We start from the raw sequence: 15,623 nt of genomic DNA, 5'->3' as shown, positions 1-15,623 counted from the left end.
TCAGAACTGGTATTCGAGGGTGCCTTGCAGGGTCCGCCCGCGACCGAGGGTGAAGGCCAGCACGTCGCCCAGCGGCACCAGGTAGGCGCGGTCGGTGACGTTCTCCATGGCCAGGCGCAGGGTCAGTTCATCGCTCACCCGGTAGCTGCCGTACAGGTCGTAGACGGTGTATTCCTTCCAGTCCGCCGGGTACACGCCGGCCTGCGACACCGTGGCGCCGCCAGCCACCGAGTAGCCTTCGCTGTAGCGGGCACGGGCGCCGACGTCCAGCCTGCGGTCGAAGAAGCGCATGCCCAGGGTCAGCGAGCCGCGGTCCATCGGCATGTGTTCGGCGGAGCCGAGCACCGCGCTGCAATGGGTGGCGGCGTTGGCCTGCTCGTCCGGCCGCATGTCGATCACCGGCGGGCGGCGACCGCTGCCCTTCACCGTCTGGGTGACGCCACCGAGCCAGGCGGTCTTCGAACAGAAGTCGTTGCTGCCGATCATGTGCGTGTAGGAGAGCTGCCCGTAGGCCAGCCCGGCATCGTAGTCGAGCTGGTACTCGACGCCACGGAAGCGCGTGCTGTCGAGGTTGTTGACGTAGGCGCTGTTGCCGATCCCGGCCATGCCGTAGCCCGGCGGCTGCATGCCCATGCCCATGAAGATGAAGTCGTCGACCCGGGTGTCGAAGTAGGCGACCTTCAGGCCCAGGCGGTCGTCGCTGAACCAGAGGTTCTCCTTCAGCACGTTGAAGCCGACTTCCCAGGCCTTCGAGCGCTCCGGACTGAGGAACGGGTTGGGGTACATGTTTTCCGCGCCGCCGCCGTGGGGGCGGCCGGTGATCAGGCTCTCGGTCACTGCCGGCGGGCGCCAGCCCTTGCCGTAGGTGGCGAACAGCTGCAACCAGTCGACACCGGGCTTGACCGACAGGCCGAAGGTCGGCGAGAAGCGCCCCTCCTCGCGGTCGACGGCGTATTGCAGCGGCATGTCGGTCTGCCGGGTGGTGCCAAGGATGAAGGTGCGCGCGTTGAAGCCGGTGTCGCCGCGCAGGCGGTAGCGGTCGTAACGCAGCCCGGCGTTGAGGTTGAGCCAGTCGTCGTAGTCGTAGTCGAGACGGGCGAACAGGCTACCGAGGGCGCGGTCGCCCTTGGGGGTCATGCCTTCGGCCGCAGGGAAGCCGACCGCCGAGGTGCTCGCCCGCGGCTGGCTGGAGTCCGGCCGCACCTTGTCGTAGAAGAACTCCAGGCCATAGTTGGCGCGCAGCGTGGAGAGATCGTCGAGAGCGAAGGTCGAGGTGTTCTGCGCCTGCGCGCCGTAGGTGTCGGTCTGGTAGGTGATCGAGTAGCCGGGGGTGATACCGCGTTGCAGGGTCTGCTGGCGGTTGCGGTTGTCGACGTAGTAGAGCTTGGCCTTGAAGTCCACCAACGGGTTGTCCGGCGCGTAGCCGTAGTCGATGGCGAAGTTCTGCGCACGCACGTCGCTGCTGCCGAGCTTTTCCCAGAGCGCCTGGTTCTCGGTGTTGAGCATGTTGGCGTCGTCGTAGGACACCTGGGTGGTCAGGTAGCTGAACTGCAGGCGCTGGTCCTGCGGCAGGGCGACGCCAAGCTTGGCCAGTCGCGAGCGCATCACATAGCCGGAGTAGGCCACCGGCGAATGCTTGACCCGCTGCCCGGCCTCGGGATTGAACCAGGCGCCGGTGCGCAGCTCGCCAATGCTGCCCTTGGTCCCCGGGTCGTAGTCGCCCAGGTGGCGCTCGCTGGCGGCGACCAGCATGTCCCAGACCTCGGTGCCGATGGCGAAGGCCGCGCTGCCGATGAAGTGGGTGCCATTGGCGTCGCCGCCCAGGCCGCTGGTGAGGCGCACCCGGCCACCGACCTGCTTGCCCGGCCTGACCAGGTCGCGGGCCTCCAGGGTGCGGAAGTTGGCGATCCCGCCGATCACCCCGGCGCCGCCCATGGCCGAGCTGGCGCCCTTGTCGATGACCACCTCGCTGAGCAGCTCGGGATCGACGTAGAGCGTCCCGTTGCGCTGCTGGTGGCCGCTCTGCTGGTAGTTCTGGCGCATGCCGTCGACCGACATGTTGACCCGCCCGTAGTCCTGGATGCCACGGATGTTCACCGACAGGCCGGGGTCCTGCTGGCTCACCGAGGAGTACACCCCGGGGGTTTCCTCGAGCATGTCGGCGGCATGCCGCGGCGGGTTGCGCTCGATCTGCTCGCGGCCGATCACGCTGACCGAATGCGGCGTCTGGTAGACCCAGTCGTCCGGACGCGCGGCGGAGATCACCGAGGGCGACATCTGCACCAGGTCGTCCTGGCTGACGCGGATCAGGCTCAATTGGTCCTTGCCGGAGAAGCGGTATTCCACCGGGCTGCCCTGGAGCATCTGGCTCAGGCCGTCGGCCAGCAAGTATTCGCCGTGCACCGCCGCGCTGCCGAGACCGGCGAAACGCTGGCTGTCGAAGAACACCTGGACCCCGGCCTGCTCGGCGAATCGCAGCAGGGCGCGGTTCAGCGGTTGTGCCGGGATGTCCAGCCGGACCCGGCGCAGCGCGGTCTGCTGCTGGCTCGCCGAGTCCGCCCCGTCTTGCGCATGCAGCGGTAGCGCGGCCGTTCCCAGCAGGACCAGGCCCAGCCCCAGGGCCAGTTGCGCCCCCTTGCGACCGCCTCGCACGGCACTCCATCCACGATGTTTCATGACAGCGCCTACACTCCATCGTTTTGTGTAATAAGAATCAGTCTCGTTAAGAGAACGATGGAGGCAGGGAAAGTCAGTAACGGAAATCGAGAAAATTTTTCGCCGGCGGGATCCACGGCTCGAAAATGCGCTTCCCGGCCCCTGCCGGAACAAGCGCGCGGGGCGACTGCCCGGCCCGTGGTCGAGGCTCTCGGAAGCGATCGCGCCGCTCAGTACAGCAGCGTCACTCCCGCCAGGCCCAGGCTGCGCACTCCCAGCTCATCGCTGATCGACTGCAACGAGGCCTCCAGGTCGGCGACCCGGAATACGCCGCTGACCCGCCGCTGCGCCAACGCACCGGGAGCCACCAGCAAATGCCCCGGCCGGTAACGATTGAGGCGCGCCACCACCTCGCCCAGCGGCTGCTCGTCGAAGACCAGCAGGCCGCGCCGCCAACTGGTCAGGTCGTCGAGGCGACCGCCCAGCGGCGCCTCGACGCCGCCCTCCGCGCTGTAGCGCAGGCTCTCGCCCTCGCCCAGCTCGCGGCGCCCGACGGTCCCCGTGCGCGGATGCGCCAGGGCCACCGCGACGCGGTGTTCGAGCACCCCGACCTGGACGCTGCCGTCGTCGTTGCGGCTGACCAGGAACCGAGTACCCAGCGCGCGAGTGCTGCCGCCGGCGCTTTCCACCACGAAGGGCCGGGTCTCCCGGCCCGCGCGGGGGGCGGCGCGGAAGATCGCGCTGCCTTCGAGCAGGCGCACCCGTCGCTCGCGGCTGTCGTAGGCGACATCGATGGCGCTCTGTGCGTCCAGTTCGACCTCGCTGCCATCCACCAGCCGCAGGATGCGTACCTCGCCCTTGCCGGTAGAGTGGTCGGCCAGCCAGCTCACGCCGGCGTCGCGTTCGTTCCAGGCGCTGCCCAGGGCCAGCAGCACCGCCGCCGCCGCGGCCCAGCCGCGCCAGCCCTTGCGCCGCCCCCCGGCGCGGCGCGGCGCGCTGGCGACCGGCGTCTGAACCATCGTCCGCGGTTCGGCCAGCGATCCCAGCTGTTTCCAGGTCCGTTGCGCCAGCGCCAGCGCGGCCCGGTGCCGGGGGTCGGCCGCCAGCCAGCCGTCCAGCGCTTCGCGCCGGGACCGGTCGAGGTCGCCGCCGTCCAGGCGGATCGCCCATTCGGCGGCCTGCTGGCGGATCTGCTGTTGTTCCTGGGGGCTGTTCACGTGCGGCTCTCGTTGGTCGTTATAGAGGTTCAGACGCGCGAACCGGCAAGACTCGGTAATCCATTCAGCGGGAATCCTCGAGTGCCTGCATCACATGGGCCAGGGCGCGGGCCAGGTGCTTCTGCACCGAGCTATCGGAGATTTCCAGGCGTCTCGCCACCTCGGCATGGGTCAGCCCCTCCAGACGGTTGAGACGGAAGATCTCACGGGTGCGCGGCGGCAGTTCGGCGACTATCTCGCGCAGGCGGGCAAGCGCATCGGCATCCACCGCGGACTCCTCGGGGCCGGGCTGGTCGGCGACGAACCCGGCGAGGTCGTCGTTGGGGCGGGTCTCGGTGCGGCGCCGCCGTTCCTGCCGGTAATGGTCGATGGTGAGGTTGTGCGCGGTGCGGTAGAGATAGGCGTCGACATGCTCGATCGGCTCCTTGTGCCGCTGCTCGGCCAGGCGCAGGAAGCTTTCCTGCGCCAGGTCCGCCGCCAGGTGCGGATCGCGGGTCTTGCGCAACAGATACGACTGCAACTGCCGCGCATGCCTGAGAAACAGTGCCTTGAGATCCTGCTCCGCCAACGGCGCATCCACCCACGTCCTTTCAGAAGGGCAGCAGCATATTTTTTATGATAATGATTTTCAATCGTATTCTTGTGAGATGCCGGGCTCAGCCGAACACCGAGCCGCCGCCGAGGTAGGCCAGGCCCGCGCCAAAGGCCGCCAGCGCCAGCGGCGGGCGCATCGGCGCGTCGTTGATGGCGAAGGCCAGTTGCGCCAGCGGAAACAGCAGCAGGCAGAGCAATGCGCAGGGGATCGAACGGCGGCCGCCGCTGGCCACGGACCAGACGTAGCCGATGAGCAGGAGGGCGAAACCGAGGTCTTGCATGCCGGGCATCCTTGCGGGGCGGAAGGTATGCGCCGCGCAACGGGCGGCAGGCGCGCAACCTTAGCAGAAGCGCGGGAGCCGAGGAAAACCCGGCGCGGCCCGTGCCGCGCCGGGTTCGCTCAATTGCCGCTGCAACCGCTGCCCCAGGCCTTGTACTCGACGGTATGCCGCTCGCCCTGCGAGTCCTCGTAGACCAGGCGCGCCGGGACGATCCCACAGGCGCTCCACAGGTCGGTCTTGTAGATCACCCGGGCGATGTCCAGGCGCCCTTCCACGTAATGCTGGCGGAGCGATTTCGAGTCCGGGTTGGGTCCGTAGGGCTGCTGCTGCGCCTGGGCCAGCGGTGCCAGGCCGAGCAGCGCGACAAGTGCCAACGGGATCACTCTCATGAGGATGTCTCCTTGGTAGAACGTTCAGCCTGAAACTACGCTGCGGAGACTGTCAGGCTCATGAGCCCGGCGTGACATTTCTGTCAGACGACGACCGCCCCGGCAATGCGCCAGCAATCCTGGCGCTATCCACGGACGGCAAGACGCCATATACTGTATGGATAACCAGTCAAAGCAACCTTGCGACTCAGAAGGCACAGAGGTGATGAATGGCCGTCGAAGTGGTGTACCGCAGCAGCCGGGATCAGGAGCGTTTGTTCATGGACAAGGCTGAAGCCGATCGTTACGACAAGATGCTGGAGCTGGCGGAAACGCTGGCCGAGGTGCTGCAGAAGGCGGTGCCGTCGCTGAAGGAGGAACAGGTGGAAGAACTCGGCATCTTCATGGCGAAGAACCGCGACGCCTTCGCCCGCGCCTTCAAGAACCAGCCGGACGCCCTCAACGAACTGTTCGAGGAAAACGCCGCGGACGAATGAGCCGCCGCTGCAAGCAAAGCGCAAGGAGCCGAAACATGCCGCGACAACTTGCCGGCCTGCTGTGCGTCCTCCTCGGCCTCGCCGGCGCCCCTGCCCTCGCCTGCCCATTCCGGGCCACGGACGCCGAGACACCGGCAGCCTCTGCCGGCGCCGCGCAGGTCCTGGCCCTGGGCGGCACCGGCAGACTGCAACTCGACCTGCAACGGGCCCCCGCCACCCTGCTGCACAGCGGCGACCTGCTGATCGCCCGCTACGCCGAGGGTCATTACCTCGCCCATCGCCTGCTCGAAGGCAACGAGATGGGCGCGGACGAGGGCGAACGGCTCGACCTTCCGCGACAGGTTCGCCTGCTCTTCGGAGCCCTGCCGCTGGACGGCCTGCCCGACGCCGAGCGCGAGCGTCTCCAGGCGCAGCGCCAGGCCCTCGGCCTGTGCGACCGGCGCGCCAGCGCCAGCCGCTACCGCGTGGCCGGCACCGAGGTCTATCGCCTGCGCGGCAGCCAGGCCGGCAAGCCCTACCACGCGCTCTACCTGCTCGACGGTCCCCAGGTGCACTACCTCGACAGCTCCGGCAGCGACGCCTTCATCGAGCAGTTGCTCGCCAGCCTGCGACGCCGCTGAGTCCGCGCGGCGCTTGTCCGACCCCCATCGACCAGGAAGGCCCCATGCCCGCTCTCCCCGCCTCCCCCGTCCGCTCCCGACGCTGGCGCCTGGACCGGCGCAGCCTGCTGCTGGCACTGCTGCTGTTCGGCCTGCTGGTCCTGCTCGCCACCCTGGGCCGGCATTGGGGCTGGATACGCAGCTTCGGCGGCGACCTGCTGGCGGTGGTCTGGCTCTACTACCTGATGGGCAGTGCGCTCAGGGCGCCGGCCGCCTGGCTGGCATCCGCCGCCTTTGCCGTCGGCGCGCTGCTGGAACTGGGCCAGTACCTGGCGGCGCAACTGCATTGGCAATTCTCCAGCCCCGTGCTGCGCATCGTTCTCGGCAGCACCGCCGACGGCTTCGACCTGCTCGCCTACGCCCTCGGCGCGCTGCTGGCGTGGTGGCTGGAGCACCGGCGCTGATCAGCCGTCGGGTTGCTCCAGGGCGTTCACCAGTACCTTGAGGAAACGCGCCGCCTCGCCACCGGTGGCCGCGCGGTGATCGAAGCTCAGCGAGAGCGGCAGGATCGGGTGGATCGCCATCTCGCCGCGCCAGGCCACTACTTCGTCGCGGATGCCGCCGGCGCCGAGGATGGCCACCTGCGGCGGCACCACCACGGGGTTGGCGTAGCGGCCGAACAGGGTGCCGAAGTTGGATAGGGTCAGGGTCGCGCCGAGCATTTCCGCCGGCGGGATCGAGCGTGCCTGGACGTCTTCGCGCAGGCGCCGCATACCGGCGCGCAGGTCCTCCGCCGAACGCGCACCGACGTCGCGCAGCACCGGCACGAACAGGCCGTCCGGGGTGTCCACGGCGATCCCCAGGTCGAGCCGCTCATGCAGTTTCAGCGACAACGAGGCGCCATCGAACCAGGCGTTGAGGGTCGGCTCGGCGCGACAGGCCTCGGCCAGCGCCTGGGCCAGGCGGATCAACGGGTCGCGTGCGGTCTTCCAGCGATGCAGGTCGGCGTCGCCGTAGATCGTCACCGGCACCACCTCGGCATGCGAGCGCGCCATGTTCAGCGCCATGCTCCGCCGTACCCCGCGCAAGCGCTCGCCGCCGAAGCGTTCGCGGGCGCCCTGGGCGGCGGCCTCGACGTCGGCGCGGGTGATCAGGCCATCCGGGCCGGAGCCGCTCAGGCCGGCCAGTTCGACGCCCTGCTGGCGGGCGAACTGGCGCACCGCCGGGGTCGCGCGCGGTGCCAGGTGTTCGCGGGTGGACGGTGCGGCGCCGATGAAGAAACGGTCCTCCAGGGCGCTACCGCCGCCCTCCAGGCGCCCCACCACGGTACCGGCGTCCGCCTCCTCGCCCTCGAAGCCCACCAGCGGTTCGCCGACGTGGAGGATGTCGCCCTCGGCGCCGAACAGCTTGCCCACCACCCCATCGTAGGGCGCAGGGATGTCCACCAGCGCCTTGGCGGTTTCCACCGAGACCAGGCGCTGGTCGGCGCGCACGCTGTCGCCGGCCTTGACGTGCCATTCGACGATTTCCGCTTCCTGCAGGCCCTCGCCCAGGTCGGGCAGCTTGAAGTGCTTCATGGTCGTCTCCCCTTGGCTCAGGCGTAGCCGAGCACGGTGTCGCAGGCCGCCAGGATGTCCTCCACGGCGGGCATGTACAGCGCTTCCAGGCGGTACAGCGGCGGCGGGATATCGGCCGCGGCGACCCGCTGGATCGGCGCCCGCAGGTCGAACAGGACACGCTCGTAGAGGCTCGCGGCGATTTCCCCGCCGAGGCCGCCACTCTTCGGCGCCTCATGGACGATCACGCAGCGACCGGTCTTGCGCACCGAGGCTTCGAGGGTGTCGAGGTCGAGCGGCTTGAGGCAGGCGACGTCGATCACTTCGGCCTCGATGCCGCGCTGCGCCAGGCGCTCGGCGGCCTGCTGGGTCTCGTGGACGCTGGCGCCCCAGCTGACCAGGGTCAGGTCGCCGCCTTCGCGAAGGGTGAAGCAACTGTCCAGCGGCAGGCGCCGGGCGTCGTCCGCCAGCGGCTGCGGGTTCATCCGGTAGAGCCGGGTCGGCTCGAGGAAGATCACCGGATCGGGATCGTCGATCGCCGCCAGGAGCAGGCCGTAGGCCCGCGCCGGCGACGACGGCACCAGCACGCGGACGCCGGGGATGTGCGCGAACATCGCCTCGGTCGCCTCGCTGTGGTGCTCCGGCGCGCGGATCCCCGCGCCCATCGGCGTGCGCAGCACCAACGGGCAGGCCAGGCGGCCGCGGGTGCGATTGCGCAGGCGGCTGGCATGGGACACCAGTTGCTCCATGGCGGCGTAGATGAAGCCCATGAACTGGATCTCCATCACCGGCTTCAGGCCCTGGGCGGCCATGCCGATGGACAGCCCGGCGATCATGTTCTCCGCCAGCGGCGTATCCAGCACCCGCTTGAAGCCGAAGCGCTCGCGCAGGCCGAGGGTGGCGCGAAACACCCCGCCGTTGACCCCGACGTCTTCGCCCAGCACCACCACCGTCTCGTCCTCGGCCATGGCCCGGTGCAACGCCAGGTTGACCGCCTCCAGAAGGGCCAGGCGTTTCGCTTCGCCGTTGCGCTCATTCATGTTCGGCCCCTCCCTGCCGCCGCGCGGCGCGCTCCAGCAATTGCTCGCGCTGCTCCTCCAGGACCGCCGGCCAGCGCGCGTAGACATGCTCGAACAGTGCCTGCGGCGCCTGCGCGGCGAACGTCTCGAAACGCTCCACCGCCTCCTGCACCCGCGCCTGGCACTCGCCCACCAGCGCCTGCTCGCGCTCCTCGTCCCACTGGCCGCGGCCGGCGAGGAAGGCGCGCAGGCGCTTGATCGGCTCCTCGCGCCAGGCCTGGTTGACCTCCTCGGCGGAACGGTAGCGGCTGGCGTCGTCGGCCGTGGTGTGGTCGCACAGGCGATAGCTGATGCACTCCAGCAGGGTCGGCCCCTTGCCCTGGCGCGCGCGCTCCAGGGCCGCGCGGACGCGTTCGGCGACCGCCAGCACGTCGTTGCCGTCCACCTGTTCGCCGGGGAAGCCGGCACCCACCGCCTTCTCCGCCAGGGTCGGCGCGCCGCACTGGATGCGCCGCGGCACCGAGATCGCCCACTGGTTGTTGTTGACCACGAAGAGCACCGGCAACTGCCAGGCGCCCGCCACGTTCAGCGCCTCGAGGAAATCGCCCTTGCTGGTGGCGCCGTCGCCGCAGGTGGTCACCGCCACCCGGTGTTCGCCGCGGATGCGGAACGCCGAGGCGACCCCGCAGGCATGCAGGGCCTGGGTGGCGATCGGCACGCAAATGGGAAAGTCCTGCGCCGCCAGCGGTTCGGCGTAGTCGCTGCCGCGCTCGTCGCCGCCCCAGTAGAGGAGGATGTCCTCCATGCGCACGCCGCGCATCAATTGCACGGCGGTATCGCGGTAATACGGCACCAGCACGTCCTCGGCGCGCATCTGGCTGCCGATGGCCACGCCGATGGCTTCCTGGCCGAGGGTTGGCGCATAGGTGCCGATCCGCCCGGTACGCTGGAGGGCCACCGCCTTCTGGTCGAACAGGCGGGTCAGGAGCATCTGCCGGTAGAGGCCGACCAGCGCATCGCTGTCGCCGGCCCAGGCGGGCAACTCGCCGAGGGGCCGACCGTCGCTGTCGAGGTAGCGGGTGAAAGGCGGGTCGATCCGGTTGTGAACCATCGCAAACCTCCTCCGCACGCCGGGTAGGCGTGCCGCTCAGGGTCGCGCCGCGGGTGGCGGCGTGCACGCGCGGCGCGGCGGGGGTGGCCCGCACTGCCGCTGGCGAGGCCCGCTGGCGGCCTCGCCGGAAACGCCGGCCCGTCACTGCGGGCCGTAGAGAATCCGTTCCGCCAGACGGTCGGCGATCCGCGCCGGCGACTGGTGGTCGGCCTGGGCATGGGCATAGATCTCGGTGAGCCGCGCGGGAATCCGCGCCAGGTGCGCGGTGATGCTGTGCGGATCGGCGCCGCGGTGCTTGAGGGCGACGTAGATCAGGCCGCCGGAGTTGATCACGTAGTCCGGCGCATAGAGGATGCCGCGCGCCTCCAGCTCGTCGGCGACCTCCGGCCGCTCCAACTGGTTGTTCGCCGCCCCGGCCACCGCCGCGCAGCGCAACTGGCTGACGCTCTGACTGGTGAGCACGCCGCCCAGGCCGCAGGGCGCGAGGATGTCGCAAGGGGTGGAGAGCAATGCCTCCGGCGCCAGCGGATGGGCACCGAGCTGCTCGACGGCCAGTTGCACCCGGCCGGGATCGAGGTCGCAGACCAGCAACTCGGCGCCGACCGCCGCCAGTTGCTCGGCCAATGCGTAGCCGACGTGGCCGAGCCCCTGCACCGCGACCCGCAGGCCTTCCAGGTCGTCGCTGCCGAGGCGCGCCTGGGCGCTGGCGCGAATCCCGGCGAACACGCCGAGGGCGGTATGCGGCGAGGGGTCGCCGGCCTGGGTGGTGCTGGTGACGTGGCGGGTCTGCTGGGCGATGCAGTCCATGTCGGCGCAGGAGGTACCGCTGTCCACCGCAGTGATGTAGCGTCCGCCGAGGCTTTCGATGAAGCGCCCGAAGGCCTCGAACAGCGCGCCGCGATTGTCCAGGTGCGGCGGGCGGATGATCACCGCCTTGCCGCCGCCCTGCTCCAGCCCGGCCAGGGCCGCCTTGTAGCTCATGCCCTGGGCCAGGCGGATGGCGTCGCCGATGGCGGCTTCGTCGTTGGGGTAAGGCAGGTAGCGACAACCACCCAGCGCCGGGCCGAGTCGCGTGCTGTGGATGGCGATAATGGCCTTGAGTCCCGTGGCCGGGTCTTGGGCGAGGTGGAGACCCTCGAGCCGGGCCGCGTCCATCATGTCGAACATGCTGGGGCTCCCCTGCTTGCTGCTTGTTGTCCGGGCCGGGCCGTTGCCGCCCGGCACCTTCAGTATAGGCAGGCGTCGGCGAAACGCCCGCAAGGCCGACGACCAGGCGGCGGCGCTCGCCGAGCCGGGTACTGGACGAAGCTTCGGCGGACGGTTACAACCTTGGGGTCCGCCCGCTCGAAACCGGCCCCGGCGTGCTCCGAACGGCCCGTCCGCAGCGATCCAGGCGCACCAGGAGGAAAGCCATGGACCCGCGTCAAGCCTGCCTCGATTGTCTCGCCCAGGAACCGCCAGCGCTGTTCAAGGCGGCCCTGTGGATCGCCGCGGAGCACCTCCCGGCGTATTCGCCCGCCCACGCCCTGCGCGAGCTCGACGAACTCGTCCGGCAGATCGGCGCCAGCCTGGACGACCGCGCCTCGGCCAGCGAGCGCGCCCAGGGGTTGCTGCGGCGAATGAGCGAACAGGGTTTCTGCGAAGACGACGACTTCCCCCTGCAACCGCGCTCGGCCCTGCTTCCGCTGGTGCTGCAGCGGCGCCAGGGACAGCCGTTGTCGCTGGCGCTGGTGGCCATGGAACTGGCGCGGCGGCTGGACATTCCGCTGGTCGGAGTGAACTTCCCGGGACGCTTCCTGCTGCGCGTGCCGCAGGCCGACCATCTGCTCGACCCGGCCACCGGACGGCGCCTCTATCCCACCGACTGCCGCGAACTGCTGCTGCGCCTGCAGGGGCCGAAGAGCGAGCTGCAAGCCGCCTACCTGAAGCAGGCCTCTCCCGGGGAAATCCTCCAGCGTCTGTCGCGCAACCTGCGACAACTGCACAGCGCCGCCGGCGAGCCGCTGGCCGCGCTGAAGGATGCCCAGCGGGTGATCGAACTCGGCCCGGTGGGCGCCGCCGACCACGAGGCCCGCGCCGGCCTCTATCGGCAACTGGATTGCCCGCAGGCGGAACGCTACGACCTGGAACGCGCGCTCTTGCTCAGCGACGATCCCACCGAGCAACTGCGCCTCGGCCAGCGCCTGGGCGAACTCGCCCCGCCGACCGGCCGCGCCCTGCACTGAGGCCGCTCAGGCGAGCAGGCCGAGGGCCTTGGCCCGCGCCACCGCCTGGGTCCGGCGGGCCACCCCGAGCTTGCCGTTGATCCGCCGGGCGTGGGTCTTCACCGTGTGCAGGGAAATGAACAGTTGCTCGCCGATCTCCTGGTTGGAGCAGCCCTGGGCGATCAGGCCGAGCACCGCCAGCTCCCGACAACTGAGCGGACTGAGCCCCTCCTCTTCTTCCCCCGGCAGGGCGGCGAACAGTTGCGGCTGGCGATCCCGCAGTCGCCGCTGCGGCAGTTGCAGGCCTAGCCGCTCCGCCAGTTCCAGGCCGCTGCGCAGGGTCTGCTGGGCCTGGGGCAATTGTCCGGAGAGGAACTGGCACTCGGCGATACCCATGCGCACTTCGCAAAGCAGCGTCTGCCGCCCCTGCGCCTCGAGAATGGCGAGCAGCCCGCGCAGCCGCGCTTCGGCGGCGGCTGCCTCGCCGCTGTAGAGTTCGGCCAGTGCCAATTGGTGCTCTACCCGCGCTTCCAGCTCCGGTTCGGAGGGCGGCGACAGGCGCGCCCGTCCCGGCTGGAAGTAGGCGCGGACCCGCAGCAGGATCTCCCGCGCCTGCGCCGGCCTTCCCTGCTGCAGGGTCAGGGCGGAGCTGACCAGCAGCAGCGCGCCGCGATACAGCGGATCGGGGACATGGCGCTGCTGCATCAGCCGCTCGACCTCCAGCAGGCGGTTGAACGCCGCGTCCAGGTCGCCCTGCCCGGCTTCCAGCAAGGCCAGTCCCAGGTAGCCGTAGAGCGCCCAGGGATCGAGATTCTCCCGTGCCTGCTCCAGCCCCAGCCGATACCAGTGCCCGGCCTCGACCTCGCGGCCCTGCTGCAGGCACAGGCGCGCGCGGCGCAGGGCGATCCGGCCGAGCATCGGGCTGCCCTGCTGGCCGAGGTCCTCCAGGTAGCGCTGGGCGCGATCGAGGACGCCTTCCGCGCGCAGCAGTTCGCCGCGCTGCTCCAGCCACTGCGCCCGCTCCAGTTCGATCAGCGCCTCGAAGATCAGGCTGTCGTGCTCGCGCGCCAGGCGCAAGGCATCGCGGCCGATCAACCGCGCCTGGTCCATCCGCCCCTCGATCATCGCCAGTTGCATCAGCGCCGAGCGGCAGATCAGTCCCTGCGACCAGGCGTCCTCCGGCAGTTGCTCCAGCGCCTCGCGCAGGTAGTCGGCGGCGCCGCGCTCGCCGCGGCAGTGCAGGAGGATCCCGAACAAGCCCTGCCATTGCGCCAGCAGCACCCGCTGGCGGGACGCCGAGGGCATCGGCAGGAAGCGCGCCAACTGGCCGATGCAGTCCTCGGCTTCGGCCAGGCGTCCGGCGTAGAGCAGCGCCCAGGCATTCAGGATCACCAGGCGCGGCGTGCTGGCCAGCAGCGCCGCCGGCAGTTCGTCGCGCAGGGCCAGGACCATGCCGATGTTGTGGCCGTGCAGCAATTGCTCCTCGGTGAGCTTCTGCAACAATCCGGCGGCGGTTTCCGGTTCGTCGGCGGCCAGCGCCTGGTCGACCGCCTCGCGGGTCTCGCCGTGTTCGGCGAACCATTCGCAGGCTTCCCGGTGGAAGTCCCGCTGCGGGCGCTGTGGCGCTTCGCGCCAGGCCTCGCGGATCGCCGGCGGCAGGCTGTAGCGCTGGTTCGCATCGGCCAGCAGGGGGAAGCCCCGCGCCAACAGGTCGTCCAGCCCGTGGGGCAGCTCCTCGAACAGCCGGCGGAACAGCTCCGGACCGACTTGCGGCAGCCAGGCCAGGGCACGCGCGGCGTCGGCCAGCGGCGGCGGCAGCTCGTCGAGCAACTCGTGCTGGAGGTATTCCTGCAACAACGGTCCGGCCGTCTCTTCGCCGACCAGCAGGCGCAAGCGCAACGCGGCGCACCAACCGCCGCTGCGTTCCAGCAGTGTCCCGGCCGTAGCGGCATCGGCGCTGCGCCCGTGCAGGCGGAGCAGTTCGGCGACCTCGTCGGCATCGAACGCCAGCAGGCCGCCGTCGACCTCCAGCAACTCCCCTTCCAGCAGCAACCGCGCCAGGTTGCACTGCGGCCGCCGCCGGCTCGCCAGCCACCAGCCCACCCGTGGCGAGGCCGCGCTCAACAGGCGATCGAGGCAGGCGTCGAGGGCGGGGTCGGGGTGCCGTGGGTAATCGTCGAGCAGCAGCCACAGCGCGGAAGCGTTACGCAGCCGCCGGCACAGCTGCGCTTCGTCGCTGTCCTCGGCCAAGCCGAGGGCGCCGGCCAGGCGGCGGCGGAAGGTCGCGGGGTCCAGCGCGTCCCCGCCCAGCGCCAGCCAGACCACCTGCACGCCAGGCGGCGCCCGCCGCGCGCATTCTCCGAGGAGAACGGTCTTGCCGCTGCCGGCGGGCGCGCAGAGCAGTCGCAGGCGGCATTCGCCGCGCAGCAGCGGCTGGTGCAAACGGGGCCGCGGCAGGTGCTGCGGCGGCAGCCGCGGCAAGGCGGCGGGCAGCTCGGTCGGCTCGGTCATGGCAGTGCTCTTGTTCTGTCGAAGCGCCTTGCCGGGAGCCTAGACCGCGCCTGCCCCGCTGCTGAACGATGATTGCGCCGGGTGATGGGCCGTCATAACGAACGAGCGCGTCGGCACAAGCCGACACGCTCGTCGCGACTGGCCGGGACTCAGCGTACCCCGGCGTTGCGCAGGGCGGCCGGGGTGTAGTCGGCGGACGAGGCCTTGAAGCCGAACTCGTAGCCGCGCTTCTCCTCGTTGTTCATGCCCAGCGCCAGGTAGCGACCGGCGATCACGTCGTAGAGCGCCTCCAGGGTGTAGCCGGCGACCTTCTGGTCGTAGTGGTATTGCGCGTGGCCCTCGCCGACCCGCCAGAGCTGGCCGCGACCGTCGTAGTGGTCGACCAGGGCGATCTGCCAGCTGTCCTCGTCGATGTACATGTGGCGCTTGGCGTAGATGTGCCGCTCACCCGGCTTCACCGTGCCGACCACTTCCCACACCCGGTGCAGCTCGTAGCGGGTCAGGTCCTGGTTGATGTGCCCGGCCTTGATGATGTCGCCGTACTTCAGGGTCGGGTCGTTGAGCTTGTAGGCGTTGTAGGGGATGTACATCTCGCGCTTGCCGACCAGCTTCCAGTCGTAGCGGTCCGGGGCGCCGGAGAACATGTCGAAGTTATCCGAGGTGCGCAGGCCGTCGGCGGCGGTGCCCGGGCCATCGTAGGCCACCTGCGGGGCGCGCCGCACGCGGCGCTGGCCGGCGTTGTAGACCCAGGCCAGGCGCGGCTCCTTGACCTGGTCGAGGGTCTCGTGGACCAACAGCACGTTGCCCGCCAGGCGCGCCGGCGCGGTCACCTGCTGCTTGAAGAAGGTGAGGATGTTGGCCGCCTTGCTCTGGTCGAGGTCGGGCATGTTCTGCGGGAATGCCACCGACTCCTCGAAGCGGATCGGCGTGAAGCTGCCGTTGGTCTGCGGGGTGGCCTGGACGATGGTGCGCTTGAGGTTGCCGCCGCGGTAGCGGGTGATGTGGTTCCAG

Annotated in this window: 15 protein-coding genes; 4 read left to right on the top strand and 11 right to left on the bottom strand. The window is 70.0% G+C overall.

The genetic code is table 11. From position 1 onward, the window contains the following. The 5 genes from hasR to HMPREF3014_RS04350 form a co-directional block, all read right to left on the bottom strand. The gene (gene hasR, locus HMPREF3014_RS04370) at positions 1 to 2,676 is read right to left on the bottom strand and encodes a heme uptake receptor HasR (RefSeq protein WP_004345215.1); all 2,676 of its coding nucleotides are present in this window, start codon (positions 2,674 to 2,676) and stop codon (positions 1 to 3) included. 209 nt (positions 2,677 to 2,885) lie between these two features. Continuing rightward, a complete protein-coding gene (locus tag HMPREF3014_RS04365; protein WP_003147971.1) occupies positions 2,886 to 3,872 on the bottom strand; it encodes a FecR family protein in 987 nt (328 codons plus the stop codon). Between the two features lie 64 nt (positions 3,873 to 3,936). Then, a complete protein-coding gene (locus tag HMPREF3014_RS04360; RefSeq protein ID WP_003107536.1) occupies positions 3,937 to 4,452 on the bottom strand; it encodes an RNA polymerase sigma factor in 516 nt (171 codons plus the stop codon). 76 nt (positions 4,453 to 4,528) lie between these two features. Next, a complete protein-coding gene (locus HMPREF3014_RS04355; protein WP_003112066.1) occupies positions 4,529 to 4,747 on the bottom strand; it encodes a hypothetical protein in 219 nt (72 codons plus the stop codon). Between the two features lie 119 nt (positions 4,748 to 4,866). After that, complete coding sequence (locus tag HMPREF3014_RS04350; RefSeq protein ID WP_003091850.1) at positions 4,867 to 5,136, bottom strand: DUF2790 domain-containing protein; 270 nt, start codon at positions 5,134 to 5,136, stop codon at positions 4,867 to 4,869. 209 nt (positions 5,137 to 5,345) lie between these two features. Between HMPREF3014_RS04350 and HMPREF3014_RS04345 the strand changes: the two genes are divergently transcribed. From HMPREF3014_RS04345 to HMPREF3014_RS04335, 3 genes are read left to right on the top strand one after another with little or no spacing between them, the layout of a single operon-like run. Further along, positions 5,346 to 5,612, top strand: a complete 267-nt coding sequence (locus tag HMPREF3014_RS04345; RefSeq protein WP_003091854.1) for a YebG family protein — start codon at positions 5,346 to 5,348, stop codon at positions 5,610 to 5,612. Positions 5,613 to 5,647: 35 nt separating this feature from the next. Beyond that, positions 5,648 to 6,232, top strand: a complete 585-nt coding sequence (locus HMPREF3014_RS04340) for a hypothetical protein (RefSeq protein ID WP_023087121.1) — start codon at positions 5,648 to 5,650, stop codon at positions 6,230 to 6,232. Positions 6,233 to 6,276: 44 nt separating this feature from the next. Beyond that, complete coding sequence (locus HMPREF3014_RS04335) at positions 6,277 to 6,675, top strand: DUF2809 domain-containing protein (protein WP_003117551.1); 399 nt, start codon at positions 6,277 to 6,279, stop codon at positions 6,673 to 6,675. Here HMPREF3014_RS04335 and HMPREF3014_RS04330 read toward each other — a convergent pair whose 3' ends face one another. From HMPREF3014_RS04330 to HMPREF3014_RS04315, 4 genes are all read right to left on the bottom strand, one after another. Next, positions 6,676 to 7,788: a dihydrolipoamide acetyltransferase family protein gene (locus tag HMPREF3014_RS04330; RefSeq protein ID WP_003138213.1), complete on the bottom strand. Its 1,113-nt coding sequence runs from the start codon at positions 7,786 to 7,788 to the stop codon at positions 6,676 to 6,678. A gap of 17 nt (positions 7,789 to 7,805) precedes the next feature. Further along, positions 7,806 to 8,807 carry an alpha-ketoacid dehydrogenase subunit beta gene (locus HMPREF3014_RS04325; protein WP_003106981.1) on the bottom strand — a complete coding sequence of 334 codons (1,002 nt, stop codon included), beginning with the start codon at positions 8,805 to 8,807 and terminating at the stop codon, positions 7,806 to 7,808. Next, positions 8,800 to 9,897 carry a pyruvate dehydrogenase (acetyl-transferring) E1 component subunit alpha gene (gene pdhA, locus HMPREF3014_RS04320; RefSeq protein ID WP_003106978.1) on the bottom strand — a complete coding sequence of 366 codons (1,098 nt, stop codon included), beginning with the start codon at positions 9,895 to 9,897 and terminating at the stop codon, positions 8,800 to 8,802. Before pdhA ends, HMPREF3014_RS04325 begins: the two co-directional genes overlap by 8 nt. Before the next feature lie 141 nt (positions 9,898 to 10,038). Then, positions 10,039 to 11,064, bottom strand: coding sequence for a Leu/Phe/Val dehydrogenase (locus HMPREF3014_RS04315; protein ID WP_023087120.1), 1,026 nt, complete (start codon positions 11,062 to 11,064; stop codon positions 10,039 to 10,041). A gap of 245 nt (positions 11,065 to 11,309) precedes the next feature. Between HMPREF3014_RS04315 and HMPREF3014_RS04310 the strand changes: the two genes are divergently transcribed. Next, positions 11,310 to 12,122, top strand: a complete 813-nt coding sequence (locus HMPREF3014_RS04310) for a SirB1 family protein (protein WP_016253117.1) — start codon at positions 11,310 to 11,312, stop codon at positions 12,120 to 12,122. 6 nt (positions 12,123 to 12,128) lie between these two features. On the opposite strand, the gene HMPREF3014_RS04305 is transcribed toward HMPREF3014_RS04310, so the two are convergent. Together HMPREF3014_RS04305 and HMPREF3014_RS04300 are read right to left on the bottom strand one after the other, a co-directional pair. Then, positions 12,129 to 14,612 (bottom strand): LuxR C-terminal-related transcriptional regulator, encoded by a 2,484-nt coding sequence (locus HMPREF3014_RS04305; protein ID WP_023087119.1) that lies wholly within the window; start codon positions 14,610 to 14,612, stop codon positions 12,129 to 12,131. A gap of 149 nt (positions 14,613 to 14,761) precedes the next feature. After that, positions 14,762 to 15,623: DUF1329 domain-containing protein (locus HMPREF3014_RS04300; protein WP_141765718.1), on the bottom strand; the 862-nt coding region annotated here is incomplete at its 5' end.

This window comes from Pseudomonas sp. HMSC065H01, assembly GCF_001815235.1.
In the GTDB taxonomy this organism is placed as follows: domain Bacteria; phylum Pseudomonadota; class Gammaproteobacteria; order Pseudomonadales; family Pseudomonadaceae; genus Pseudomonas; species Pseudomonas aeruginosa.
Note: the sequence above shows the minus strand (reverse complement) of the source record. Positions and strands in the feature narration are given on the sequence as shown.